This is a genomic window from Sorangium sp. So ce145, from assembly GCF_051525985.1.
Classification (GTDB): Bacteria; Myxococcota_A; Polyangia; order Polyangiales; family Polyangiaceae; genus Sorangium; species Sorangium cellulosum_B.
The window spans coordinates 4,773,196-4,796,275 of sequence record NZ_CP150315.1 but is presented as its reverse complement, the minus strand read 5'-3'; the positions used below and the strand labels follow the sequence as shown (position 1 = coordinate 4,796,275).

Sequence of the window (23,080 nt, the reverse complement as noted above, 5' to 3'; positions counted from 1 at the left end):
GAGCGATGAGCCTTCAGACGACGTTCATGGGAATCTTCGACACTGCCCGGATCTGCTTTCCGACCGTGGTGGACGCGATGATCGGGCGTGTGACCCTCGAGCGCTGCGATGAGCGGCTGGACTGGTGGGCGCGCAAGGTGCTCGAGGACGCGGACGTGGATCTGGTGGTGCGCGGGCGCGAGCACGCCTCGGGCACGCGGCCGTTCGTCGTGATGTCGAACCACCAGAGCCTCTTCGACATCCCGGTGGTGTTCCGCGCGATCCCCGGGCGGCTCCGGATGATCGCCAAGAAGGAGCTGTTCAACGTGCCGATCTTCGGCCAGGCGATGAAGGCGGCGGGGTTCATCCGGATCAACCGGAGCGACCACGTCCAGGCCAGCGCGAGCCTGCAGGTGGGCGCGTCCATGCTGCAGGACGGGACCCGGGTCTGGATCGCGCCCGAGGGGACGCGGAGCAAGACCGGCGCGCTCCTCCCGTTCAAGAGCGGCGGCTTCCGGATGGCGATCGAGACCAACACGCCCATCCTCCCGGTGGCGATCGACGGCACGCGGCACGTGCTCCGGGCCAAGGATTTCGTGGTGCAGGAGCACCACCGCGTGGTGGTCACGATCATGCCGCCGATCGATCCGGCGCCCTACGGCGCCGGGGGCCGCAACCGGCTCATGCGGGACGTGAGGGCGGCGATCGCAGGGGCGCTCGGCCACGATCCTGGGCTTGTCCACCGCGGCGCTGGCGTCGCGACGTCGGCGGCGTAGAGCGGCGGGCACCCGCTTCGGAGACGGGCCCATCTCGACGTTTTCGGTGCTCAGCTCCCTTTCGTGCGCTTCCGCGCCGAAAACGCCGATCTGGACCCGTCTCCTGTGCGGGTGACCGCCGCTCTGCGGCGCTCGTACCAGCTCGTACCAGCTCGTACCAGGGTCAGCTCAGGATCACTGGGCGCGTGGCTGGGATGCCTGCTCGCGGCGCTGCGGCGCGCTCTCCGGGGGCTCCGCCCGGGAGCGGTGCTCCTCCGGCGGAGACGGCCGGAGCGCCCAGGGGCTGCGCGCCGGCGCCGCCTCGCCTCGCTCCTCGCCGGCCGGAAGGTGCTCCGCCGTGAGCCAGCTCCAGAAGGCCTCGGCCCAGCGCGCGCCGCCCACCTCGTTCGGGTGGATCTTGTCCTTCTGGCGCGGGAGGGGGCCCGGCACCAGCGCGTCGGAGTCGAAGAAGCGGCACGGCGCCGAGTTCGTCCGGATCACGTCGATGATGCCGGTGTCCTTGCGCCAGAGCGGCGGCGAGACCCACACGCACGGGCGACCGCCGATCGCCTTGACGATGCGGCGGATCGCGCCGGCGTGGGCCGGCGGGTTGACGTTCTCCACCTCGTTGGCGCCCAGGCTGATGATCACGAGGTCCGGCTGGTAGTTCGCGACAAGGAGCTCCATCCTGGAGGCCCACGTCACCGTGTACGAGCTGGTCTCCGCCTTCACCGCGTAGCGCACGCGGTGCGCCTGCATCCTCGGGCGGAGCGCCTGCGCGAAGCCCGCCACAGCGAACGAGTCGCCGACGTGGAGGACCGCCGTGTTGGGCGGAACCGCAAACTCGGGCGGCACGGCGGCCGTCGGCGCGGCAGCGGCCTCGGCCGGCGCGGAGGCCTCGGGCGGGCGGGCGGCGGCCGGCGCGGAGGCCTCCGGCGGCGGCGCGGGCGGCGGCACGGCCCCCGGGGATGGCGCGGGCGCCGGTGCGGCGCCGCACGCCATGCCCGCCGCGGCGACCCCGGCGAGCGCCCATCTCCTGACCCGGATCTCCCTGCCCATGCTCGCTCCCGGCGCCGCGTCCGCGCGGCCGCGCGCGCGGCGCGCACTCTACGGCCGGCCGCGTCCGCACGGCAATCATTGAGCGAACGGCCCGCACGGCTTATTACATGCGCATGAGCTTCCGTCTGTTTGGAGTCTCGGTCGACGTCCAGATCGGGTTCTGGCTCTCCGCCGCCCTGCTCGGGTACGGGTTCCTGGCTGCGCAGCAGTACCAGCTGTTCCTCGTCTGGATCCTCGTGGTCTTCCTGTCGGTCCTGATGCACGAGTTCGGCCACGCGCTCGCCATCAAGCGGTACCGGATCGAGCCGGAGATCACGCTCCACTTCATGGGCGGGACCACGACCTGGCGCTCGCTCCTGCCCCTCGGGCGGCTCCAGCACGTGCTGATCAGCCTGGCAGGCCCCTTCGCCGGCTTCGCCGTCGCCGGGCTCCTTCACCTCGTGCTCAGCTACGGCCCGGCGCTCTATGCCCTCCCGGACATGGTGCTGAGCGGGATGGAGCTGCTCATCAAGGTCAACCTGGTGTGGGGCCTCCTCAACCTGATCCCCGTTCTCCCGTTCGACGGCGGCCACGTGCTCGAGCACGCGCTCGGCCCGAAGCGGGCCCGGCTGACGGCGGCCATCTCGGGCGTCGCCGCCGTGCTCCTCGCCATCCTCTTCCTGAGGGCGGGGTTCTTCTTCTTCTCCTTCATCCTCGTCATGTCCGCGTTCCAGAGCCTGCAGCGGTTCCGCAGCGAGCCGGCGGCGCCGTCGCCCTCCATGAACCGCCGGCGAGCGGAGTTCCAGGAGGAGCCGATGCCGCCCGAGACGGCCGTCCTGCTCCAGCGGGCGCGCCGGGCCGTGGAGGACGAGCGGACGGGCGAGGCGATGGCGCTCTCGGCGGAGGTGCTCGCGCAGTCGCCGGCGCCGCCGAAGCGCGCGCTCCGGGAGGCGCACGAGCTCATCGGCTGGTCGCACCTGCTCCTCGGCGACGCGAAGCGCGCGGAGGAAGCGCTCGCGCAGGCGCGCAAGCAGGGCGAGCCCGACCCGGCGCTGGTCGGCGCGATTCACCTCGCGCTCGGGGAGCTGAAGCAGGCGCGGAAGGTGCTCGAGGCGGCCCGCGCGGCCGGCGACGACCGGAAGGAGGTCGCGGGCCCGCTGATCCGGGTGCTCGTGGAGCAGGGCGAGGCGGCGCGGGCCGCGGCCGTGGCGCTGGACATCGTGGATCAGCTCTCGGAGGACGACGCGCGGAGGATGGCGGAGATCGCGTTCGAGCGCGGCGCGTTCGACTGGTCGGCGCGGCTCTACGAGGCGATCTTCCGCCGCGTGGGCCTCGGCGAGGACGCATACGGCGCGGCGCGCGCGAGCGCCAAGGACGGGAACCTCGAGGGGGCGCTCGATCTGCTCCGGCGCGCGGTGGAGGCCGGGTTCTCGGATCGGGCGCGGGCGTGGTCGGACTCGGCGCTCGAGGCGCTCCGGGGCTCGGCGCTCGAGGCGGTGCTGCCGCGCCCGTGACCGGCTAGGCTCTGCCGCGTGCGCATCCAGGTGCCTTTCCTCCGCGTGGGGCCGATCGAGGTCCCTCCCCCCGCCTACCAGTCCGAGGGAGCCGTCGGGCTCGATCTCTGCGCGGCCATCGAGGCGCCGGTGACGCTCGCGCCCGGGGAGCGGAGGCTCGTGCCCACGGGCTACGCGGTCGCCCTCCCCGACGGCCACGAGGGGCAGGTGCGGCCGCGCTCGGGGCTCGCGCTGCACCACGGCGTCACCGTGCTGAACAGCCCCGGGACGATCGATCCGGACTACCGCGGGGAGATCAAGGTCGTCCTGATCAACCTCGGCGCAGCGCCGTTCACGGTGCACCGCGGCGACCGGATCGCCCAGCTCGTGATCTGCCCGGTCGCCCTCGCCGACGTGGTCGTGGTCTCCGCGCTCGCGCCGACGGCGCGCGGCGCGGGCGGCTACGGATCGACGGGCGTGCGGCGCGAGGAGCCGTAGCTCCGCCGGCGCGAGGCGTCCCACCGCGTGTCGCCCAGGTCCTGCGGCTTCGCGGGCATGGGCTGCGCTAGCGGTCCGACGAGAAGAGCCGGAACACCGCGATCCCGATCCCCAGGACCACGAGGCCCACCGCGACGTGGAAGAGCCCGATCGGGCCCACGCCGCCGATGGGGCCGACGCCGATGCGCTGGCCGCCGAAGAGCAGCGAGGCGGCCGCGAGATCGAGGAGGGTGATGACGACGCCCGCGCCGGCGAGCCGCACCGGCAGCGCGAACATCGCCATGAGCTCCCCGGTGCTCAGGCTGGGGCGCGCGGGCGCGCGCTCCATCATCGGGGGCGGCATCCTCGACGGCGCATGGGACGGCCGCGCGAAGGGCGCGGGAGGAGACCAGTCGAGCGCGAGCGGCACGACCGGCTCGGTGGGGAGGCTGTGCGGCGGCAAGCGGCCGCCGCCGCGCTCCGGCAGGTGGAGCTCCCGGGCCGTCGCCTCCGCGAACGCCGCCGGCGCCGCGAGGGCGGTGCCCTGGAGGAGATCCTGCGACCGCGTCGATCCCGGCGACGAGGGCGACGCGGGCAACACCGAGGAGCGGACGCGGGCGGCGGCCGGCGCCTGGCTCCGGCTGGGCACCGCGATCGGCGGAGCGCTCCGCGGCAGCCCGAGCGCCTGCTCGACCTCGTCCCAGAACGCCCCGATGTCCCGGAAGCGCTCGCGCGGATCCACGGCCAGCGCCCGACGGAAGGCGGCCTCCAGCGCGTCGGGCACGAAGATGCCCTCGCTCCTCGGCGTGGGGCGGCGCTTCTCGTCGAGCACCGTGCCCATCATCGCCACGTGATCCCCGCCGATGATCTCGCGGCCGGCGAGCGCCTCGACGACGGTCACGGCGAGCCCCCAGACGTCGGTCCAGGGGCCCGTCTTGCCGAAGCGCTTCGGCGCCCACTGCTCGGGCGCGCCGTAGGCGGGCGTGAACGCCGTCGAGAGGCCGCCCGACGTGGTCGCGGTCTGGCCGGCCATGACCGTCGCGGCGTCGCGGGCGCGGGCGATGCCGAAGTCGAGGATCTTGACGACCTCCGCGCCGTGGATCTGGGCGAGGAAGATGTTCGCCGGCTTGAGATCGCGGTGCACCACGCACGTGGGGCCGCTCGGCCCGGGGAAGTGGTGCGCCGCCTCGAGCGCGCGCGCGACCGGCGCGAGCAGCCGGATCACCTCCCCCGGCGCGAGCAGCGGCGCTCCCATCGCCGCGCGGGAGGCGATGTGGCTCGCGAGCGTGCGGCCCTCGAGCCACTCCAGCGCGATGAACGGCACGAAGGCGCCGGTCGCGGTCGAGATCACGTCGTGGTGCAGCGGCCTGACGACCGCAGGGATCGCGGCCGACAGGCGGAACAGCAGTTCCGCTTCTTCACGAAATTTTTCAAGAAACTGCATGCGCAGCTGCTCGGGCAGCGTCGCCGGGACCTTGAGGCACTTCAGCGCGACCGGCGCTCGAAAAGCCTCGTGGTACGCCCGATAGACGACGCCGAACCCACCTTCGGCGACGACCCGCTCCACCTTGAACGCCCCCTGGGTCGTGCCGACGATCCCGAACACGTCATCGGCCATCCGCAGGAGGGTACACGAGCTCGACGAGGCTTCGAAAGGGCGCGGATGAACGGGCGATGCATGGACCGTGCTCGCACCACCGCCCACCCGCCCAGGCCCCGAGGCGCGCCACCTGCCCCGGCGCCACCGACCGTCCGCCCAGGCCACACTCGGTGGTCCGTTTTACGCCGCATCGCGCTAGGCTGGCGCCCATGCCGCCGCGTCGTCGCGAGGTCGATCGACCTCTTCGCAAAGAAGTTCGCCTGCTCGGACGCCTGCTCGGGGAAGTGTTGATCGAGCAGGAGGGAGAAGAGCTCTTCGCCATCGAGGAGCGCATCCGCACGCTCGCCATCCGCCGGCGGCGCGGCCCCAGCGACGGCCGCGCGCACGCGGCCGCGGAGCTCAGCAAGCTGCTCGCGGAGCTGCCCCACGATCGCCTCGAGCCCGTCATCCGCGCGTTCACCGTCTACTTCCGGCTCGTCAACCTCGCGGAGCAGCACCACCGCATCCGCCGGGCGCGCGCGTACGCGACGGATCCCGGCGCGCGGCCGCAGCGCGGGTCGATCGAGGCCGCGATGCACACGCTCAAGAAGGCCGGCGTGCCGGCGGAGCGCGTGCGCGCCGCGCTCAGGACGCTCGACGTGACGCTCACCCTCACCGCGCACCCGACGGAGGCCGCGCGGCGCACGGTGCTCGAGAAGCTCTACCGCATCGCGAAGAACCTCGAGGAGCGCGATCGCTGCCAGCTGACGCCCGACGAGTCGGCGCGCAAGCTCGCCGAGATCCGCGAGGAGATCACCGCGCTCTGGCAGACCGACGAGGTGCGCCGCGATCGCCCCACCGTCGGCGACGAGGTGAAGAACGTCGCCTGGTACATCGAGGAGATCCTCTGGGATCTGCTCCCCGATCTGCCCACCGTGATCGGGCGCGCGTTCGAGGCCGCCTACGGCGAGCCGCTCGACGCGGAGATCGCGCCGCTCCGGATCCACTCGTGGGTCGGCGCCGACATGGACGGCAACCCGCTCGTCGTGCCCGCCGTGCTCGAGGACGCGCTGTTCGCCTACCGCATCCGCGGGCTGCGCCGGCTCGTCCGGGCGGTGCGCGACCTCGGCGGCGCGCTGTCGCAGTCGGTCCGGCACGTCACGCCGCCGCCCTGGCTGCTCGCCTCGATCGAGGAGGACGCCGCCGCGATGCCCGAGGTGGCCGCGCACTTCGGCCCGCGCACCGAGGGCGAGCCGTGGCGCCGCAAGCTGCACTTCATCGAGGCGCGCCTCACCGCGACGCTCGAGCACGCGGAGCACGGCCGCGCGGAGGCGCGCGCGCGCTCCGGGCAGGGCCCCGCGCGCGAGGGGCGCGCCTTCGTGCGCCCGGAGGAGCCGACGCTCGCCGTCCCCTACCGCGAGCCCGCGGAGCTCGAGCGCGACCTCGCGGTCGTCGCCGACAGCCTGCGCGCCGCGCGCTGCGCGAGCTCGGGCGAGCGGCGCGCGCGGGCGCTGCTCTCGCAGGTGCGCGCGCTCGGGTTCGCGCTCGCGGAGCTCGAGATGCGCGCGCCGGCCGAGGACGCGCGCGCCGCGGCGGCCAGCCTCGCGGAGGGCCGCGTCGAGCCGGCGCAGATGACGCCCGAGGCGCGCCGCGTGTTCGAGGCGCTCCAGCGCATCGCCGCGGCGCAGCGCGACGGCGGCGAGTCGTCCTGCCGCACGCTCGTGCTGTCGATGACCCACAGCGAGGACGACGTCCTCGCCGCGCTCGCGAGCGCGAAGGCCGCCGGGCTGTGGGACGAGGCGCGCTCGTGCGCGCGGATCGACGTCGTGCCGCTGTTCGAGTCGCTCGCCGCGCTGAACGACAGCGCGAGGATCCTGCGCGCGCTGCTCGCGCACCCCGAGTACCGGCCGCACGTCCTCGCCCGCGGCGTGCAGGAGGTGATGATCGGCTACAGCGACTCCGGCAAGGAGGTCGGCCTGCTCGCGGCGAGCGCCGCGCTCCGGCGCGTGCAGGAGACGCTGCCGAAGATCGCCGCGGAGGCGGAGCTGCCGCTCCGCGTCTTCCACGGCCGCGGCGAGTCGGTGGCGCGCGGCGGCGGACCGGCGCACCAGGCGCTGCTCGCCCTGCCGGCCGGCAGCGTCGGCGGCCGCTACAAGGCGACCGAGCAGGGAGAGGCGCTCGACCACAAGTACGCGCGCCCCGAGCTCGCGATGCGCACGCTCGAGATCATGCTGAGCGGCGTGCTCCTGCACACGCTGGGCGCGCAGCCGCGGCCGCCCGCCGCGTCCGAGCTGCGCTACGCCGCGGCGTTCGACGAGCTCGCCGAGACGGGCCGGCGCGCCTACCGCGCGCTCGTCTGGGAGGAGCCCAAGTTCGTCGAGTTCTTCACGGCCGTGACCCCGATCGACGAGATCGCGCGCCTGCCGCTCGGCTCGCGCCCGAGCAAGCGCCGCGCGGGCGGCCTCGAGTCGCTGCGCGCGATCCCGTGGGTCTTCGCGTGGACGCAGAACCGGGCCATCCTCCCGGGGTGGTACGGCGTCGGCAGCGGCCTGGAGGCGATGGGCCAGCGCCCCGAGGGCGCGGAGCTGCTGAAGGAGATGATGGCGTCGTGGCCGTTCTTCCGGGCGGTCATCGACAACGTCGAGATGGTGCTCGCGAAGGCGGACATGACGATCTTCGCGGGCTACGCGGAGCTCGCGCCGGCCGCCGCGCGCAAGGCGGTCGCGCCGCGGATCATCGCGGAATACAAGCGGACGCGGTCGTGGCTCAAGCGGCTCACGGGCAACCGGCGGCTGCTCGAGGGCAACCCGACGCTCCAGCGGTCCATCTCGCTGCGCAATCCTTACGTCGACCCCCTTTCATTCCTGCAAGTCGAGCTCCTGCGGGCGAGCCGCGGCGGGGACTCGGGGCGCGATCGCTCGCTCCTGCTCACGCTGAACGGCATCGCCGCCGGCATGCGCAACACGGGGTGAACGGCGCGCCCTCGACGTCACGCGCTCGCTCGACGCCGCGCGGAGCGCCACGCGGCGCGGCGCGCTCGCTCGACGCCGCGCGGCGCTGTCGTCCAACGCCCGGCGTCGTCGAGCAACGAGTGCGAACGTGTGACAATCGCTCAGCCAACCTCGTCGTCGCGTGGTAGAAGGCCGGCGCCATGACCAGCATCGTCGAGTTCGGACGTCCCGACACCCTCCCGGCATCGGACAAGCGCCTGCTGCTCGTCTTCGACGGCGGCAACGCCCCTGGCTACTCCTCGGTCGCCGTCGCGCTGACCGAGGAGGCGGCGCGGCGAGGCTACGAGGTGTGGGCCGCGACCGAGGGCTTCCGCTCCCTGACCGCGGACGCGCGCGCCCAGCCCCAGTTCGAGCGCCTCATCATGAGCCGCCGCCAGCGCTACGATCTGCTCGCGCAGGGCATCCCGGCGCGCTCGATGGGGCGGCGCGTGCTCGACGCGGGCAGCGATTTCCGCAGCGAGCGCTACTCCGGCTTCCTCGAGCGCGAGAAGCGCAAGCAGGCCGCCGCGACGTTCAAGGCGCAGGGGTTCACGCACCTCATCTGCGTCGGCGGCAACGGCACGTTCGAGGGCATCAAGGCGTGGCTCGACGAGTTCGAGGTGCGCCCGCAGGCCGGCTTCGTGAACGTCTCCATCGACAACGATCTGGAGGGCGATCGCGCGATCGGCTTCCTGTCCGGCGTGGAGACGGGCGCGACCATCGCGCGCGGGCTCTACGAGGACGCTTATACGCACAAGCGCATCTACATCCTCGAGATGATGGGCAACCGCAGCGGGCGGCACGCGCTGCACTGCGCGGTGGCTGCCCGGGCGCACCTCATCGTGCTCCCCTTCTTCCGCTTCCCGCAGGACGTGCTGAGCGAGCTCGCCGACGGCCTCAAGCGCGCCGACTACGCGCTCGTGGTCGTGGCCGAGGGCTACGAGGCCGAGCGCCGCCGCAAGGAGCACCCCGGCCTGTCGGCGAGCGAGTTCCTGAAGAAGCAGCTCGAGGGCGCGGGGCTCCGCGACTCGCCGGACAAGCGCGTGATCGCGGAGCCGTTCAGCCGGTACATCCGCGGCATCCGCCCCGCCTTCCTCGACGTCTCGGCCGCCTTCCTCAAGGGGTCGCTGCTGCTCGCGGCCTTCGACGAGGGGCGCACCGAGGTGATGCCGTACGTGCTCGCCGCGAACGACGTCGGCGTGCTCGACTTCGCCTCCATTCGCCGCGAGGACGGCGTGGAGCGGGCGTTCCTGCCGCTGCTCGACCGGCTCGACCTGAACCGCTTCAAGACCTGGATCCTCGACCACTTCATCAGCCTCGGAGCGGCCCGACCGAGCCGCGCGCCGTCTCACGTCGGATGAGCCCCGCGCCCGCGCGGGCCGGGTGAGCCCGGCGCGCGGGGCAGCAGGTGGACCGGTGGACCGCGCGCCGGATCGACGCGGCGCCCTCGCAGGCCCACGCGACCGCTCGGGTCGCGCGCCCGCGAGGTGCACGCGCGCCCGGTCTTCGGCCGCACGGCGCGGCGCCGCGCTCGCCTGCGCGGTCAGGGCTGGCCGCTGATGACGCTCGCGATGGTGTAGGCGATCGCGGCGAGGGCGGCCGAGGCGGGGATCGTGAAGATCCAGGCCCAGACGATGCGCCCGGCGACGCCCCAGCGAACCGCGGAGAGGCGCCCGCTCGTGGCGCCGACCCCGACGATCGCGCCCGTGATCGTGTGGGTCGTGCTCACGGGGATGCCGAGCGCCGTGGCGCTGAACAGCGTCGCCGCGCCGGCCGTCTCGGCCGCGAAGCCGCCCACCGGCTTCAGCTTCGTGATCTTCATCCCCATGGTCTTCACGATGCGCCAGCCGCCGGAGAGCGTGCCGAGGCCCATCGCCGCGTGACAGACGAGCACGACCCAGAGCATCGGCTTCGGGTCCTTGCCGCCCTCCTGGAGGCCCGCGGAGATGAGGAGCGCCGTGATGATGCCCATCGTCTTCTGGGCGTCGTTGCCGCCGTGCCCGAGCGAGTAGGCGGCGGCGGAGAGCAGCTGCAGCCGCCGGAACCGGGTGCTCACCTTCTTGGGCGTCCAGCCCCGCGCGAGCCACCGGATGGCGTGCATGAGCGAGAACCCGATGACCGCGCCGAGCAAGGGCGAGACCAGGATGAACGCCGCCGTCTTGCCGAAGACCGTCGCGTCGAGCACCGACAGCCGCCCCGCGCTCTTCACCGCGGCCCCGGCGAACGCGCCCATGAGCGCGTGCGACGACGACGACGGCAGCCCCCACCACCACGTGAGCAGGTTCCAGATGATCGCGCCGAGCAGGCCGCCCAGGATGACGTTCGGCGTGATGAACCCCGGCTCGACGCCCTTCGCGATGTTGCGCGCCACCGTGGGCTCGAACAGCGCGAACGCGATGAAGTTGAAGGCGGCTGCCCAGAGCACCGCGGTGCGCGGCGACAGGACGCGCGTCGAGACGACCGTGGCGATCGAGTTCGCGGCGTCGTGAAAGCCGTTGATGTAATCAAACGCCAGCGCGATGATGAGGATGGCGAGGATGTAGGTCGTCATGCGTGCTCGAGCACGATGCCCTCGATGATGTTCGCGACGTCCTCGCAGCGGTCGGTCGCGTGCTCGAGGAGGTCATAGATGTCGCGCCACTTCATCACGAGGAGCGGGTCGTTCCCCTTCTTGAAGAGCGCCGCCAAGCCGTTGCGGTAGTGCGCGTCGGCCGCGTTCTCGATCTTGTTGATCTCGACGCAGAGCTCGAGGAGGTGCGGCGGTTTGTTCAGGTCCCTGAGGGACTGGATGGCGGAGCTCATGACGGTGCACGCGTCGACGACATCCTGCGCGAGCAGCCGCGCGTCCGGCAGGGCGCTGGTGATCTCGAAGAGCACGAGCCTCACGCTCGCCGCCTCGATGCAGTCGAGCACGTCGTCGAGGCGGGTGATGAGCGCGTGGATCTCCTCGCGATCGAGCGGCGTGATCCACGTCTGGTGGAGGGCGGCCAGGCACTCGTGGGTGATCTTGTCGGCCTCGTCCTCGAGGTCGGAGATCCGCTGCACCAGGGCCGGGGCTTCGTCGAGCCGGTCGAGCATCTCCAGGAGGAGCTCGCTCGCTGCGACGCTCTGCCGCGCATGGTTGGCAAGCGCGTCAAAGAAGACTGCGTCACGGGTCAATCCCATGGGGCCGGGCGTTTACCCGTCTCACCGCATCTCGTCAACGAGTCGTCATGGAACGGACAAAACCAGGTAGCATAAGGATCTTCGCCCACGTCGCGCGCGGCGTGAGCCGGGCACGCTGGTGACATGGGTATACGAAGCAAGCTCATCGCGTTCGCGGTGGGGATCGCGATCCTCGCGGCGCTGGTGTTCGACGGCTATGTCCTGAAGACGCTCGGGGCAGAGCTCTCGGCGCACACGGAGGACGACCTGGCGACGCGGACGGCGCTCGTCACCGAGATCGCCGCGAGATCAGGAGACCTCGCGGCCGAGGCGCCCGCCCTCGCGACGGCGCTGTCGAAGATCGCAGGAGCGCGCGTCACGTTCATCGATCCGCAGGGCGCGGTGCGGGGCGACTCGTCGGTCGCGCCGGAGGGGCTCGGCCAGCTCGACACGCACGCGACGCGCGACGAGGTCGCCGACGCGCGGCACCAGGGCACGGGGCGCAGCGAGCGCGTGAGCAAGACGACGCGGATGCGGATGCTCTACGCCGCGCAGCGGCTCGATCGCCCGGACGGGCCGTGGGTGGTGCGGGTCGCGTTCGAGCCGGTCGCGATCTACCGCAGCCTGTCCGCCGCCCGCACGCGCGTGGTGGAGGGCACCCTCCTGGCCCTCGCGCTCGCCGTCGCGGCGGCGCTCGCCGGGGCGCGCGCCCTCTCCGGGCGCCTCGTGTACCTGACGGGCGTCGCGCGGGAGATGCGGGCCGACCTCGGCCGGCGCGCGCGCATGCAGGGGCACGACGAGATCGCCACGCTGGGCGGCGCGCTGGACGACCTCGCCGAGAGCCTGGAGGTGTCGCGGCGCGAGCTCGGGGGCGAGGGAGAGCGCTTCGGCGCGGTGCTCGAGTCGATGCGCGAGGGCGTGCTCGTCACGGACGAGAAGGGCGACATCACGCTGGTCAACCCGGCGCTCTCGCAGCTGCTCGGCATCCGCAGGGACCCGGTCGGCCGCCCGCCGCTCGAGGTGCTGCGCTCGTCGAGCCTGCACGAGCTGCTCGAGGAGGTCGCGCTCGCGCGCGCGGCGGCGACGCGCGAGATCGAGATCGCGCCCGCGGCGCCGGGCGTGGCCGGGCCTCCGGGGCGCAGGATCCTGCTCGTGAACGCCGCGCCGCTCGCGCTGCCGGCGCAGAGCCGCGGGGCCGCGGGGGTCGTCGCCGTCTTCTTCGACGTGACGGAGCTGCGGCGCATCGAGGGCCTGCAGCGCAACTTCATCGCCAACGCGTCGCACGAGCTGCGCACGCCGGTCGCGTCGATCCGCGCGAGCAGCGAGACGCTGCTCGGCGGGGCGCTCGACGACCCGGAGGCGGCGCGCGATTTCGTCGAGGTGATCGAGCGGAACGCGACCCGGCTCCACCGGCTCGTGGACGATCTGCTCGATCTGTCGCGCATCGAGGGCGGCGAGCGGCCGCTCTCGCCGGGCACGCTCGACCTCTCGGTGCAGGCCGAGGCGGCTGTGGCGCTCCTGCGCGGGCGCGCCATGGAGAGGGGCACCGACGTGAAGATCGACGTGGCGCCGGGCACGCTCGTCGCGGCGGATCCGCGCGCGCTGGACCAGATCTTGACCAACCTCGTCGACAACGCGATCCATCACACGCCGAACGGCTCGCACGTGGTGGTGCGCGCGCGGGCCGCGAACGGGCGCGTCGTCCTGGAGGTCGAGGACGACGGTCCGGGCATCCCTGCGGTGCACCAGGCCCGCGTCTTCGATCGGTTCTACCGGGTGGATCCGGGCCGCTCCCGCGCGTCGGGCGGCACCGGGCTCGGCCTGTCCATCGCGAAGCACCTCGTCGAGGCGATGAGCGGCGACATCACGGTGACGACCGGCGCGGCCGGCGGCGCGCTCTTCCGGATCACGCTGCCGACCGGCGCCCAGAAGAAGTAGGCTCGGCGGCGCTGGAGCCGGCCTCGCCGAGCGGGGCGGGAGCTACGGCGCGCAGGCGGTGCGGCAGGAGTCGAACGAGCTCTGGCACGCCGCCGGATCGGCGAGCGCGGGCAAGCCGCCGTCCGCGGGGAACTTCGGCGTCAGGCAGGTCTGGAGGATCGACTGGCACTTCGCGGCGCACTCCGCGAGCTTGGTCGAGAGCGCGCCCGCGTCGGCCGTGGTGGTGGCGCCCCCGTCCTTCGGCGCGCCCGCGTCCACCGGCGCGCCCGCGTCCGGCTTCGGGGTCGCCGGGGCGGCCGGGGTCGGGGCGGCGGTCGTGGTCGCTGGAGGCGCCGCCGGGGTCGGCGTCGCGGCTGGCGCCGTCCCGGTCGCCGCGGGCGGCGGCGCCGTCGCGGTCGGCGCCGTGACGGCGCCTGGCGCCGGGGCGACCTCCTCCGGCTCGTCGCTGGATTTGCACGCCGCGATCAGCAGCGCCGGCGAGGCGATCATCACGGCGAAGGCGGCGAGGAGCTTGTGAGCGCGCATGGGTGCTTCATGCTGCGCCTCCGCCGGGAACGCAACCCTTGCGCGCGCGGCCCGCGAGGCGCCGTGACGATGCGTGGCCTGCGAGGCGAGGCCGCGCGCGGGCAGGCAGAGAGGTCTCCGGCGGGAGGCTCGCCCTCGGCAGGAGCGCTATTCCGTCCTGAAGATCACGTGGAAGCCATAGCGGGTCTCCACGACGTCGCTGAGCTGCTGGAGTTCGAGCTCGAACGCCGCATCGGCGAAGGGCGGCAGGACGTCGGCGCGCTCCACGGTGCCGAGCGAGCCGCCGCGCGACGCCGCGCCGGCCTCCTCGCTGTACTGCGCCACCGCCTCGCCGAAGTCGGCGCCGCCGCGGATCTTGTCCCGCGCCTCCATCGCGCGCAGGCACGCCTCCTCGCGTGTGCGCGTCGCGCCCTCGGCGCGATCGGCGCCGGCATAGCGGACGAGGATGTGCTTCACGCCGATCCGCGGCGGCTCGTCGGGGCGGGCCTGCCGCGGTGCGCTGGCGGCCGCGAGGCACGCCGCGGCGCTCGAGGCGCTCTCCTCGGCAGGGGCGGCGCCGTGCGGAGGGGCGTGCGGCGCCGCCTGGGGCGCGCTGCACGCGGCGGCGAGCGCCGCGCCGAGGAACGTAAGGAAGCCGAGGGGAGCGGATCGCTCGATCGGGCGCATCGGCCGCGGAGCATATCCAGGCGTTCACGAGATCGGAACACTGGATGGGGCGGTGGATGGGACGGTGGATGGGACGGTGGCGGGGTGGTGTGGCGACCCGGTGACGCGCACGGCGTCAGGAGCCGATCCACCCGCGAGCAACCTGCGAGAGGCGGCGTGCCGCAGGGTCGGCTGGCGTCCCTGGTGCGCGTCGGCTGCGTCCATGATGCACGGGGTTTGCATCGCGCGTCGCATCGCTGGTAAGAAGGCAACATGCAGCGCCTCCTCCTCTCGGCGGCCCTGGGTGCCGCGCTGATCGCCGGTTGCAGCACTCCTTTCCGAGACAAACGCACGCCTTCGGGCGAGTTCTGCAGCGACATGCACGTCGTGCCGGCGGGCCAGCTGCCCGATCGCGAGTACCATCGCCTTCAGCCGATCGCGAGCGATCCGACGGCCCGCACGGAGGCGGAGCGCCTCGAGTCGCTCCGCAAGGCCGCGTGCGCTGTCGGCGGCGACGCGGTCATCGAGGCGGTCAACGAGGAGATCCGCACCGAGGACGGCCGCTATGCCAGCGTGGCGAGCGGGACGGCGGTGATCTGGGTCCGCCGCACCGAGGGAGAGGCGAGGCCGTTGACGTTGCACCCGGCGACGCCGCCCGCCGACTCGGCCGCGCCTGCCGAGCCGGAGGCGCCGCCGGCGGACCAGCCTGCTGCTGCTCCGGCTGCGTCCGACGAGCCGTACGAGGACTCGCCCGCTCCTGCGACCTCGGCCAAGCCAGGCAAGCCGGGGGCGAAGCCCGCGTCGCCCACCCCGCTGTCGTCGGCCAAGCCGGCCTCCTCTGCCCCGCCGTCGTCGCTCCCCCCGTCGTCGTCGGCCAAGCCCGCCACGTCATCGGCGCCCGCGAAGCCCGCGCCGAAGAAGTAAGCGCAACAGAAGACGTCAGCGTCGCGCGGTTCCTGCCGCTGTGACGCTGACGTCCGTCTGACCTCTCCCCCTGAGGCGCTCGGAGCTCGGCGGCCTCGAGTCACGCATGCGCTTCGCGCATGCGTGCTCGATCGCCATCGAGCCCCTATCCATTCATCTCCGCAGGCCCGAGGATCGGCGCCCTCCTAGCGAGTCCCCCCGCCTCCGGGAGCAGGCGGCTGGCTCGAGGAGGACGGCGCCGGCGCCGGCGGCGGCGGCGCGGGCGCGGGGGTACCGGATCGCGGCAGCACGCCCGTGTTGCTCGGGAGGCCGCCCGCGTTGCCGCGGTTCGGCAGGGGGGCCGCGCCGCCGGGCGCCCCGCCCGCAGGCGGAAGCGAGGATCCGCCGCTCGGCAGCACGTTCGACTTGAGGACCCCCTGCCCCGGCAGCGTGCCCTGACTGGGCAGCGTGCCCTGGGTCTTCTGCGGCAGCACCCCGCCGGACGGCAGGAGCTGCTCGCTCCCCTCGGGCGCGCCGGTGAGCGGCTTCGCCCCCGCGGCGCCGTAGCGCAGGATGCGGAAGACGACGCGCCGGTTCTTCGACGTCATGAACTGGCAGTCGGGCGACAGCTGATCGTCGGGCCCCTGGCAGCCGGTGTCGTCGTAGATCGGCTGCGTGTGCCCGTAGCCGACCGCCTGGAGCCGCGAGGATTCGACGCCCTTCGCGATCAGGTACGCCATGACGCTCGCCACGCGGCGCTGGGACAGGGCCATGTTGTACAGATCGGTCGCACGCACGTCGGTGTGGCCCTCGATCCGCACCTCGCGGATATCGGGGTTGTCGATCAGCACCTGCGCGACCGCTTCGAGCGTCGAGTTCGAGTCCTCGAGGATGATGTCCTTGTCGGTCGCGAAGTGGACCTGCTCGGTGATCACGATCTCGTCGCCCCGGATGAAGGCGAGCGGACAGCCGTCCTTCCCGTGCGGACCGGCGGGCTTGTCGGGGCACTTGTCGTCGCGATCGAAGATGCCGTCGCCGTCGGTGTCCAGGTCCGGACAGCCGAAGTTCTCGGGGCTCCCGGGCACGTCGGGGCAGCGGTCCGCGGCGCCGATGAGGCCGTCGCGATCCGGATCGTCTTTGTCGCGCTGCTGCAGGCGGTTGATCTCCTCCTGTTCCTGGGAGGTCTTCGGCTGCCACGTGATGACGTTGAAGAAGCGGATCGAGGGCGCGCCGAAGCCGCACGCCGCGCCGAAGCTCCCGCCGAAGGTGATCGTGATGCCGTGCTTGGTCTGCCAGCGCAGCCCGAGGAGCGCCTCCGCGGGGATCTGCCCCGGGTCGTCGGGGTAGCTCGTGAGCGAGGGGTACCCGTACACCTCGCCGATGACCGACAGGCCCCAGCTCTGGACGACGTACTGCTCGGCCGCCACGCCGAACTGCGCCATGTCGCCGACGCGCACGCCCGCGAACTGGTTGTCGGGCCGCAGCCAGATGCCAGCGTTCGCGGCGAGGAGCAGCCCGAAGTTGAACCGGTAGTCGCCGATGAGCGTCGCGCCGCCGCTCAGCGCGCCGTCGCTGGTGAACGCGTTCTGGTCGCCCGTGGGGAAGTTGAGGTTGCCCGCGATGGCCATCCCGAACCCCTCCTTGACCTGCTCCTTCCGGTTCAGGTACGGGAGCGAGATCTTCGTGGACAGGCGGAGATCGCCGACGGAGGAGCTCTTGACGGATCCCTCCGTGCCGAAGCGGCGGAGGTTGCCGCCCTCCTGGAAGAGGACGAGCGGCATGGCCATCGTGACGTCGAACACGTCGAAGAACCCGATGCCCGCGAGCAAGGCGAGCTCGAGCCGCCCGGAGATGGCGTCGACGGCCTGCCTCGTGTCGTCGCCCGCGACCAGCAGCACGAGCGGGTCGGCCGCGATGTCGCTGTAGAGACCGACGGTCGGCGAGAGGTTCCCGATGACCTCGGACTTCTGGACCATCACGAGATCGCGCGGGGCCGCTGCAGGGCGGAAGACCTGGGCATCGAAGCGCCCCTCCTCGGCGAGCGCGGGGCGCCCGGCGAGGAGCGCGGACAGCGCGAGGAGCGGGGCGAGGAGTGGACGCGTTCTCACGAGGCACCTCCGCTGCGCCGGCGGCGCTTTCGCTCGATCAGGGCCAGCGCCGCGAGGGCGACGAGCCCGGCGGCCCTCGGATCGGCGCCCTTCTGGCCGACGGCCGAGACGCTGCAGATCTCGGCGAGCGTGCCGCCGCACGCGACGTTGTCGGGCATCGGGCCGAGCGCGCACTCCTTGGCGTCCGCCTCGTCGGTCCAGCGGCAGTGCTCGTTCCCGAGGCAGTCCAGGTTCGTCTTGCAGGAGATGTCGCAGGTGTTCGTCGCGAGGTCGCACGTGTTGCCGCACGGGCACTGCGTGTCGGCGTAGCACTCGACGCACCTCTCGCCGTCGCAGTACGGGGTGTCCTCGCCGCAGGTCGCCATGCACCCCGGCGGGTCGCACTGGTGGGTCTCGCGGTTGCAGGTCGTGCCGGCGCACTGCTCGTCCGACGTGCAGCGCACGCAGACCGCGAGCTCGGAGAACTGGCCGAAGCAGAACGGCGTATCGCCGCCGCAGCTGTCGCAGCGCGGCCCGCAGCGCCGGTCCTTGACGCACTCCTTGCACTCGCCGCTCAGGCAGTACTGCCCCTCGGCGCAATCCATGTCGTTGCGGCACGCGGCGCACGCCGTCCCGATGGGCCCGGGCAGGCAGAACGGCACCGGGGGCGACTGCGGATCGTTCGGGTCCTCGGGGTGCATGCAGTCGACGCAGCCCTCGCCGCAGCAGTTGGGCAGGGCGTTCGTCGGGAGCGGCCTGTCCATGCAGTGGCCCGTGGGCAGGTGACACACCTTGCCGTCAGGGCACTGCTCGTCGGTGAGGCACTCGACGCACATCGGGGTGCCGCCCGGCTCGACGGCGGCGCAGTCCATCTGCGTGCCGTTGATGCCGTTCGGACAGCAGTTGCACGAATTGCCGGCGCACCGGTCGGAGGTGTCACACAGGACGCACGTGTGATCGACGCAGATCTTGTCGCGCGGGCAGTCCGGGTCCTCCTCGCACTCGTACTCTTCCTTGCACTCGTGCGTCTCGGGGTCGCAGACGAAGCCGCCCTGGCAGTCGGCGCTGGTGCGGCACTCGGCGCACTGAGCCCTGCCCTCCAGGTTGATGCAGAACAGCGTGTCGCCCGTGCAGGCCGAGCACGATTCGCCGCAGAATCGTGCCGTGTCACACGGGGCGCACAGGGCCGCTTCGTTGCAGTAGTAGCTTCCAGGACAGCCGTTGGTCCCGTGCTGGCCGGCGAACTGGCGATTGCACTGCTGGCACTGGTCGAGATCGGGGAACGACGGCGACCCGCTCATCGTCTGGAAGAACTGCGCGGGTTGGAAGATGGAATAGCCAGCCGCCTTGAGGCTCTCGCTGCCCTCTACCCGCGCGCCGAGCTCGAAGTCGTCGAAGTCGCCGACGAAGTAGGACATCTCGAGCGCCGCGTGCTCGGCGATTTCGACGTAGAGGATCTCGAGCGGGTACAGGCCTGCCTTCACGAAGATGACGGTGTTCGTGAGGCGCCATGTCGGAAGGCCGAGCCGCGCCGGACGGACCATGACGGGCTTCACGCCGTTGGACTTGTCCCAGAAGGTGAGGCTTACCGCATCGTCGGCGTAGAAACCGATATGAACGGGTCGACCCGCCATCTCCTCGGGGACGAGCAAGAACCCGCGGAGCCTGGAGCCGAACGGCTGGCTGGTGCCATGGCTGTTCCAGGGGAAGTCGCACCCGCCCTGCTGGCACGTCGTCGACATCAGTCCGGTGAAATCGCCGTAGCTCAGCGGGCCTTCGTCGTTCTCGTTCTCGTCCTCATCAACGTCGCTGTTGTTGTTGCTGAGATCCAGGACGGTCCGAACGACGTATTCGTGATACTCTGCCGCGGCATCGCCGATCTTGCTGGTGATGAACGCATTGACCTTGTCATTGTAGGCCAGGCGCTCGCCAGGATCGTTAGGGTCGATGAGGGGCACGTAGAAATCCCTATCCACGTTGTCGGACAGGGCCGATGCGGCGCAGAGGCCGGTCCCCTCGACCTCCGGCAACGTGTCGATGGTGGGCTCATAGAGGGTGACCGGGCCGAATGGCTGCGATTGTGCGCGCGCCGGCGCCGGCAGCAGCCCGAGCAGGGCCGTGGCGACTAGAGCAGCTCGTCGAATGCGCATGGCTCGCTCGCGGGTCCTTTGCATCGCTCGCGGGTCCTCAGCACCCGAGCTCCGGAAGTACGAGCTCCAGGCTAGCCGCTCCGCGCCGCGATCTGCAAGAGGAAGGCTGCGAAAGCCCGCTCTGCATGTAGGCGACGGTCCTCTACCTCCCCTACCGCCCGATGGTCCGATGCTGTCATGCGCGCGGGACGGCTGGCAAACCGCGCGGGCGATCGGCCGCACACGCCTGGAGCGGATGGTCGGGTGACGGGAACGGCACGAGGTCGACACCTGCGCGCGATCTTCGGCTCCCCAGAGCCGATGACGCGCCCGAGGCCCTCGCGCGATCTTGCCGCGTTGCGGCAAGATCGCGCGGAAAGATTGCTGACCGGGGCCCCCGCAGATCAGGGCACGGCCCGCTCGCGATCCTGGACGAAGCAGCATAAAAGGCTCGCTCCATGACCACGACCTCGGGCCTCGGTATCGTCACAGGCGCCTCGTCCGGCATCGGCGCGGAGATCGCCCGGCAGCTCTCGGCGCGCGGGCAGCCGGTGCTCGCCATCGGCAGGCGGGCGCACCGTCTGGAGGAGCTCTCCGCAAGGGCGAGCGCCGCTGGGCACGCGCCCATCCACCCTCTGGAGCTCGATATCACCAGCGAGGGCGCTGCCCTCCGCGTGCGGGATCGGGCGCGCGAGCTGGGCGGCGCGGCCTGGCTCGTCAATAACGCGGGAACGACGCGGTTCGGGCCCTTTCTGGACGGTGATCCCGCGGCGCAGGCGATGCTGGTGCGGCTCAACTGCGAGAGCGTCGTCGCGCTCTGCGCGGCGGTCGTCCCCGACCTGGTGGCCCGCGGCGGAGGGCGCGTGCTCAACGTCGCGTCGCTCGCCGCGTTCCAGCCGACCCCGGGACATGCGGTGTACGGAGCCACCAAGGCGTTCGTGCTCTCGCTGTCCGAGAGCCTGGCCGTCGAGCTCGACGGGACCGGCGTCACGGTGACCGCCCTGTGCCCGGGGCCGGTGACCACCGAGATCTTCGACGCGGGCGCGCCCGGCGTGCCGCGCAGGAAGATGCCGTTCGAGCTCACCGCCGAGGACTGCGCGGCCTACGGCATCGCGGCGGCGGATCGGGGCGACGTGGTCGCCGTCCCGACCGCGCTGAGCAAGGCGACGGCCCAGCTCTCCCGCTTCCTCCCTCGCGCGGCGATTCGCCGGCTCTCATCGCGGATCGGGCTCTCGGTCCTCGGCTACGGCGCCCCGACGCGAGGCGTCCGAGGCTAGCGAGAGAGCGCGCGCCGCGCCCCGTGGCGCTCGATCCGGGGACGCGGCGCTGGCGGCTCTGTCGGTGTGATAGCCTCTGTTCCGGCGCCCGGGGGACCGCTTCCGCTGGAGCGCTCGAGCGAGAAGAACGTCTCATGCAAGCACAAGCGTATGTCCTTGGTTCCGTCGTCGGCCTGACCGTGTGCGCCAGCGGGTGCGCGGCGCTGCTCGGTCTCGATACGTTCGTCGATCAGTCGACGGACAGCGCGGGCGCTGGAGGTGCGGGAGGAGCCGGCAGTGCTGGGGGCGCAGGGGACGATGGTGAGCCCACGGCCTGCACACCGGACACGTCGGAAGCGTGCTACGTGGGGCCACCGATCACCCAGAACAAAGGGGTGTGCCGGGGAGGGATGCGCACCTGTGACACCGACGGGACCTGGGGCATATGCGAGGGAGAGGTCGTACCCGGAGTGGAGCGCTGCGACACGGCAGATGACGAGAACTGTGACGGCCTGGAGTGCGTCGTCTGGACGACCGCGTACAAGCAAACGGGCGACATCTACTTGATGGACATCGCAGGTGATGCCGAAGGGAACGTGTTCGCCAGCGGCGCGTTCATGAACACCTTCACGATCGGCGACGATACACTCTCTTCCTCCAGCACCACCGATGTGCTGCTCCTCAAGCTGAACCCGGCGGGAGAGCCCCTGTGGGCCAAGAATTTCGGCGACTACTTGACGGACGAGCCGAGCGTGCTCGTCGTCGACTCCAAGGGCAACCCGATCCTGGCTGGCACCAGCAGCGGCGGCATCGATTTCGGCGATGGCCAGCTTCCGGCGGGAACCTTTATCGCGAAGCTCGATGCGTCGGGCAAACCAGTCTGGAGCAAGGGCCTTCAAGGCGGTGGAATCCACGCCGTCGCGATCGACGCAAACGATCGCATCATCGTCGCGGGGACGTTCAGTCGGCCGATCGATCTGGGCGGCGGGCCGATCCAGCCCGGCGACGACTCGGACGTCTTCGTGGCCAAGCTCGACGGTGACACAGGGCTCGTGACCGCGCCGGGCTGCTGGGTGCGCACGTTCGTTGGCGATAACGCGACCATGCGCATCATCGACATCGCGGTCGACCGCTCGAACAACATCTTCATCGCCGGGTCGACGCTCGAAACCGCTGAGCTCGATCGGTTCACGATTGACAAAGGCAGCTTCGTCATGAAGACGACACCGTCCGGAGCACCGGACTGGCTCAGGAAGATGTACGCGCTCGAGCCGCTCCCGGCAAGCGTAGATGTCATGGGCATCACCGTGGATCCCTTGGGAAGGCCCGTGTTGGCCGGGTATCACAGCGGCGATGTGAAGATAGGTTCATCGACGATAACGTCGATCGACCGAGACGTCTTCGTGGTGCAGTTCGAGGCCAACGGTGCGGCGGGATGGGTACGTACCTTCGGCGGTGCAAAGGACCAGTGGGCCCGCGACATCGCGATGGATCCCTTCGGCAACGCCGTCATCGTCGGGAACGCCACGGGCCAGATCGACTTCGGCAACGGCCCGCTCGCGCTGGAGGATAGCTCCGGCTTCGTCGCCAAGATCGGCCCCGACGCGGAGCTCGTATGGAAACGCCTCTTGGGCAAGGACACCGTCGGTTACGCCGTCGCCGTCACGCCGGACGGCGAGACGCTCGTTGCGGGCTGGACGAGAGCAAACGCCGCGGATTGGGGCGCGGGTCCCATCCCCGGCCTTGGAGACAACGACCGCCAACACCTCATCGTCGGCAAGCTCGGTCGATAGGGCCGCCGTCGCCCCGGCTGCCTGGCCTCAGCGTAGCGCCGGCGGCCCCGAGCCTCCAGCGTAGCGAAACGCCCCACTGTGACGCGGGCGCTGTCGTCCCCCGACGCCGAGCGAGCGAGGTCCTCGCCCTCCAGCCCGAGAATCCGCCCCTTCGCGGTGGCACCCACGTTGCTTTGCTCCTCGAACACCCCGACACGGGGCCGGAGGTCATTCGATGAGCAAGATTCTGCGTGGGATCGCGGCGGGTTACGGCGCGAAGAAGCTCGGCGGCGGGTGCTTCAGCACCCTCCTCATCTTCGTCCTGCTCTGGTGGGCGCTCGGCCACTTCGGCATCTTCCGCTGAGCGCCG

Annotated in this window: 18 protein-coding genes; 10 read left to right on the top strand and 8 right to left on the bottom strand. The window is 71.9% G+C overall.

The genetic code is table 11. The features are described 5' to 3' along the window. Positions 1-5: 5 nt before the first annotated feature. The gene (locus tag WMF34_RS17750; RefSeq protein ID WP_012236062.1) at positions 6-755 is read left to right on the top strand and encodes a lysophospholipid acyltransferase family protein; all 750 of its coding nucleotides are present in this window, start codon (positions 6-8) and stop codon (positions 753-755) included. 174 nt (positions 756-929) lie between these two features. Here the strand turns inward: WMF34_RS17750 and WMF34_RS17745 are convergent, their stop codons facing one another. Further along, positions 930-1,793, bottom strand: coding sequence for an SGNH/GDSL hydrolase family protein (locus WMF34_RS17745; protein ID WP_012236061.1), 864 nt, complete (start codon positions 1,791-1,793; stop codon positions 930-932). A gap of 113 nt (positions 1,794-1,906) precedes the next feature. Here WMF34_RS17745 and WMF34_RS17740 point away from each other — a divergent pair, with 113 nt between their 5' ends. Together WMF34_RS17740 and dut are read left to right on the top strand one after the other, a co-directional pair. Continuing rightward, positions 1,907-3,286 carry a M50 family metallopeptidase gene (locus tag WMF34_RS17740; protein WP_231864901.1) on the top strand — a complete coding sequence of 460 codons (1,380 nt, stop codon included), beginning with the start codon at positions 1,907-1,909 and terminating at the stop codon, positions 3,284-3,286. An 18-nt stretch (positions 3,287-3,304) separates the two neighbouring features. Beyond that, positions 3,305-3,763 carry a dUTP diphosphatase gene (gene dut, locus WMF34_RS17735; RefSeq protein ID WP_012236059.1) on the top strand — a complete coding sequence of 153 codons (459 nt, stop codon included), beginning with the start codon at positions 3,305-3,307 and terminating at the stop codon, positions 3,761-3,763. Between the two features lie 67 nt (positions 3,764-3,830). On the opposite strand, the gene WMF34_RS17730 is transcribed toward dut, so the two are convergent. Beyond that, on the bottom strand, positions 3,831-5,360 hold the full coding sequence (locus WMF34_RS17730) for a protein kinase domain-containing protein (protein ID WP_437993991.1): 1,530 nt from the start codon (positions 5,358-5,360) through the stop codon (positions 3,831-3,833). A 191-nt stretch (positions 5,361-5,551) separates the two neighbouring features. Between WMF34_RS17730 and WMF34_RS17725 the strand changes: the two genes are divergently transcribed. Next, positions 5,552-8,293 carry a phosphoenolpyruvate carboxylase gene (locus WMF34_RS17725; protein ID WP_012236057.1) on the top strand — a complete coding sequence of 914 codons (2,742 nt, stop codon included), beginning with the start codon at positions 5,552-5,554 and terminating at the stop codon, positions 8,291-8,293. 179 nt (positions 8,294-8,472) lie between these two features. Next, complete coding sequence (locus WMF34_RS17720; protein ID WP_012236056.1) at positions 8,473-9,672, top strand: 6-phosphofructokinase; 1,200 nt, start codon at positions 8,473-8,475, stop codon at positions 9,670-9,672. Between the two features lie 182 nt (positions 9,673-9,854). Here the strand turns inward: WMF34_RS17720 and WMF34_RS17715 are convergent, their stop codons facing one another. Continuing rightward, positions 9,855-10,862: an inorganic phosphate transporter gene (locus WMF34_RS17715; RefSeq protein ID WP_012236055.1), complete on the bottom strand. Its 1,008-nt coding sequence runs from the start codon at positions 10,860-10,862 to the stop codon at positions 9,855-9,857. Further along, positions 10,859-11,476, bottom strand: a complete 618-nt coding sequence (locus WMF34_RS17710) for a DUF47 domain-containing protein (RefSeq protein ID WP_012236054.1) — start codon at positions 11,474-11,476, stop codon at positions 10,859-10,861. The genes WMF34_RS17715 and WMF34_RS17710 overlap by 4 nt, the downstream gene beginning before the upstream one ends. Positions 11,477-11,599: 123 nt before the next feature. Between WMF34_RS17710 and WMF34_RS17705 the strand changes: the two genes are divergently transcribed. Continuing rightward, on the top strand, positions 11,600-13,393 hold the full coding sequence (locus WMF34_RS17705) for an ATP-binding protein (protein WP_437993990.1): 1,794 nt from the start codon (positions 11,600-11,602) through the stop codon (positions 13,391-13,393). A 42-nt stretch (positions 13,394-13,435) separates the two neighbouring features. On the opposite strand, the gene WMF34_RS17700 is transcribed toward WMF34_RS17705, so the two are convergent. Together WMF34_RS17700 and WMF34_RS17695 are read right to left on the bottom strand one after the other, a co-directional pair. Beyond that, positions 13,436-13,918, bottom strand: coding sequence for a hypothetical protein (locus WMF34_RS17700; RefSeq protein WP_012236052.1), 483 nt, complete (start codon positions 13,916-13,918; stop codon positions 13,436-13,438). 147 nt (positions 13,919-14,065) lie between these two features. Beyond that, complete coding sequence (locus WMF34_RS17695) at positions 14,066-14,584, bottom strand: peptidylprolyl isomerase (RefSeq protein ID WP_437993989.1); 519 nt, start codon at positions 14,582-14,584, stop codon at positions 14,066-14,068. 252 nt (positions 14,585-14,836) lie between these two features. Here WMF34_RS17695 and WMF34_RS17690 point away from each other — a divergent pair, with 252 nt between their 5' ends. Next, the gene (locus WMF34_RS17690; RefSeq protein WP_012236050.1) at positions 14,837-15,487 is read left to right on the top strand and encodes a hypothetical protein; all 651 of its coding nucleotides are present in this window, start codon (positions 14,837-14,839) and stop codon (positions 15,485-15,487) included. A 185-nt stretch (positions 15,488-15,672) separates the two neighbouring features. Here the strand turns inward: WMF34_RS17690 and WMF34_RS17685 are convergent, their stop codons facing one another. After that, a complete protein-coding gene (locus tag WMF34_RS17685; RefSeq protein ID WP_437993988.1) occupies positions 15,673-17,574 on the bottom strand; it encodes an OmpA family protein in 1,902 nt (633 codons plus the stop codon). After that, positions 17,571-19,583 carry an outer membrane exchange protein TraA family protein gene (traA, locus tag WMF34_RS17680; protein WP_437993987.1) on the bottom strand — a complete coding sequence of 671 codons (2,013 nt, stop codon included), beginning with the start codon at positions 19,581-19,583 and terminating at the stop codon, positions 17,571-17,573. The genes WMF34_RS17685 and traA overlap by 4 nt, the downstream gene beginning before the upstream one ends. Before the next feature lie 557 nt (positions 19,584-20,140). Here traA and WMF34_RS17675 point away from each other — a divergent pair. From WMF34_RS17675 to WMF34_RS17665, 3 genes are all read left to right on the top strand, one after another. After that, positions 20,141-20,959 carry an SDR family NAD(P)-dependent oxidoreductase gene (locus tag WMF34_RS17675; protein ID WP_437993986.1) on the top strand — a complete coding sequence of 273 codons (819 nt, stop codon included), beginning with the start codon at positions 20,141-20,143 and terminating at the stop codon, positions 20,957-20,959. Between the two features lie 134 nt (positions 20,960-21,093). After that, positions 21,094-22,731: an SBBP repeat-containing protein gene (locus WMF34_RS17670; protein ID WP_437993985.1), complete on the top strand. Its 1,638-nt coding sequence runs from the start codon at positions 21,094-21,096 to the stop codon at positions 22,729-22,731. 214 nt (positions 22,732-22,945) lie between these two features. Further along, positions 22,946-23,074: a hypothetical protein gene (locus WMF34_RS17665; protein ID WP_044965146.1), complete on the top strand. Its 129-nt coding sequence runs from the start codon at positions 22,946-22,948 to the stop codon at positions 23,072-23,074. Positions 23,075-23,080: the final 6 nt, after the last annotated feature.

Excerpts from the sequence above, each read along its gene's own strand:
- WMF34_RS17700 (WP_012236052.1), bottom strand. The coding sequence starts at position 13,918 with ATGCGCGCTCACAAGCTCCTCGCCGCCTTCGCCGTGATGATCGCCTCG.
- WMF34_RS17745 (WP_012236061.1), bottom strand. The coding sequence starts at position 1,793 with ATGGGCAGGGAGATCCGGGTCAGGAGATGGGCGCTCGCCGGGGTCGCC.
- WMF34_RS17695 (WP_437993989.1), bottom strand. The coding sequence starts at position 14,584 with ATGCGCCCGATCGAGCGATCCGCTCCCCTCGGCTTCCTTACGTTCCTC.
- WMF34_RS17670 (WP_437993985.1), top strand. The coding sequence starts at position 21,094 with ATGCAAGCACAAGCGTATGTCCTTGGTTCCGTCGTCGGCCTGACCGTG.
- WMF34_RS17725 (WP_012236057.1), top strand. The coding sequence starts at position 5,552 with ATGCCGCCGCGTCGTCGCGAGGTCGATCGACCTCTTCGCAAAGAAGTT.
- WMF34_RS17710 (WP_012236054.1), bottom strand. The coding sequence starts at position 11,476 with ATGGGATTGACCCGTGACGCAGTCTTCTTTGACGCGCTTGCCAACCAT.
- WMF34_RS17730 (WP_437993991.1), bottom strand. The coding sequence starts at position 5,360 with ATGGCCGATGACGTGTTCGGGATCGTCGGCACGACCCAGGGGGCGTTC.
- WMF34_RS17740 (WP_231864901.1), top strand. The coding sequence starts at position 1,907 with ATGAGCTTCCGTCTGTTTGGAGTCTCGGTCGACGTCCAGATCGGGTTC.
- WMF34_RS17720 (WP_012236056.1), top strand. The coding sequence starts at position 8,473 with ATGACCAGCATCGTCGAGTTCGGACGTCCCGACACCCTCCCGGCATCG.
- WMF34_RS17665 (WP_044965146.1), top strand. The coding sequence starts at position 22,946 with ATGAGCAAGATTCTGCGTGGGATCGCGGCGGGTTACGGCGCGAAGAAG.
- WMF34_RS17715 (WP_012236055.1), bottom strand. The coding sequence starts at position 10,862 with ATGACGACCTACATCCTCGCCATCCTCATCATCGCGCTGGCGTTTGAT.
- WMF34_RS17705 (WP_437993990.1), top strand. The coding sequence starts at position 11,600 with ATGGGTATACGAAGCAAGCTCATCGCGTTCGCGGTGGGGATCGCGATC.
- WMF34_RS17675 (WP_437993986.1), top strand. The coding sequence starts at position 20,141 with ATGACCACGACCTCGGGCCTCGGTATCGTCACAGGCGCCTCGTCCGGC.
- WMF34_RS17690 (WP_012236050.1), top strand. The coding sequence starts at position 14,837 with ATGCAGCGCCTCCTCCTCTCGGCGGCCCTGGGTGCCGCGCTGATCGCC.
- WMF34_RS17750 (WP_012236062.1), top strand. The coding sequence starts at position 6 with ATGAGCCTTCAGACGACGTTCATGGGAATCTTCGACACTGCCCGGATC.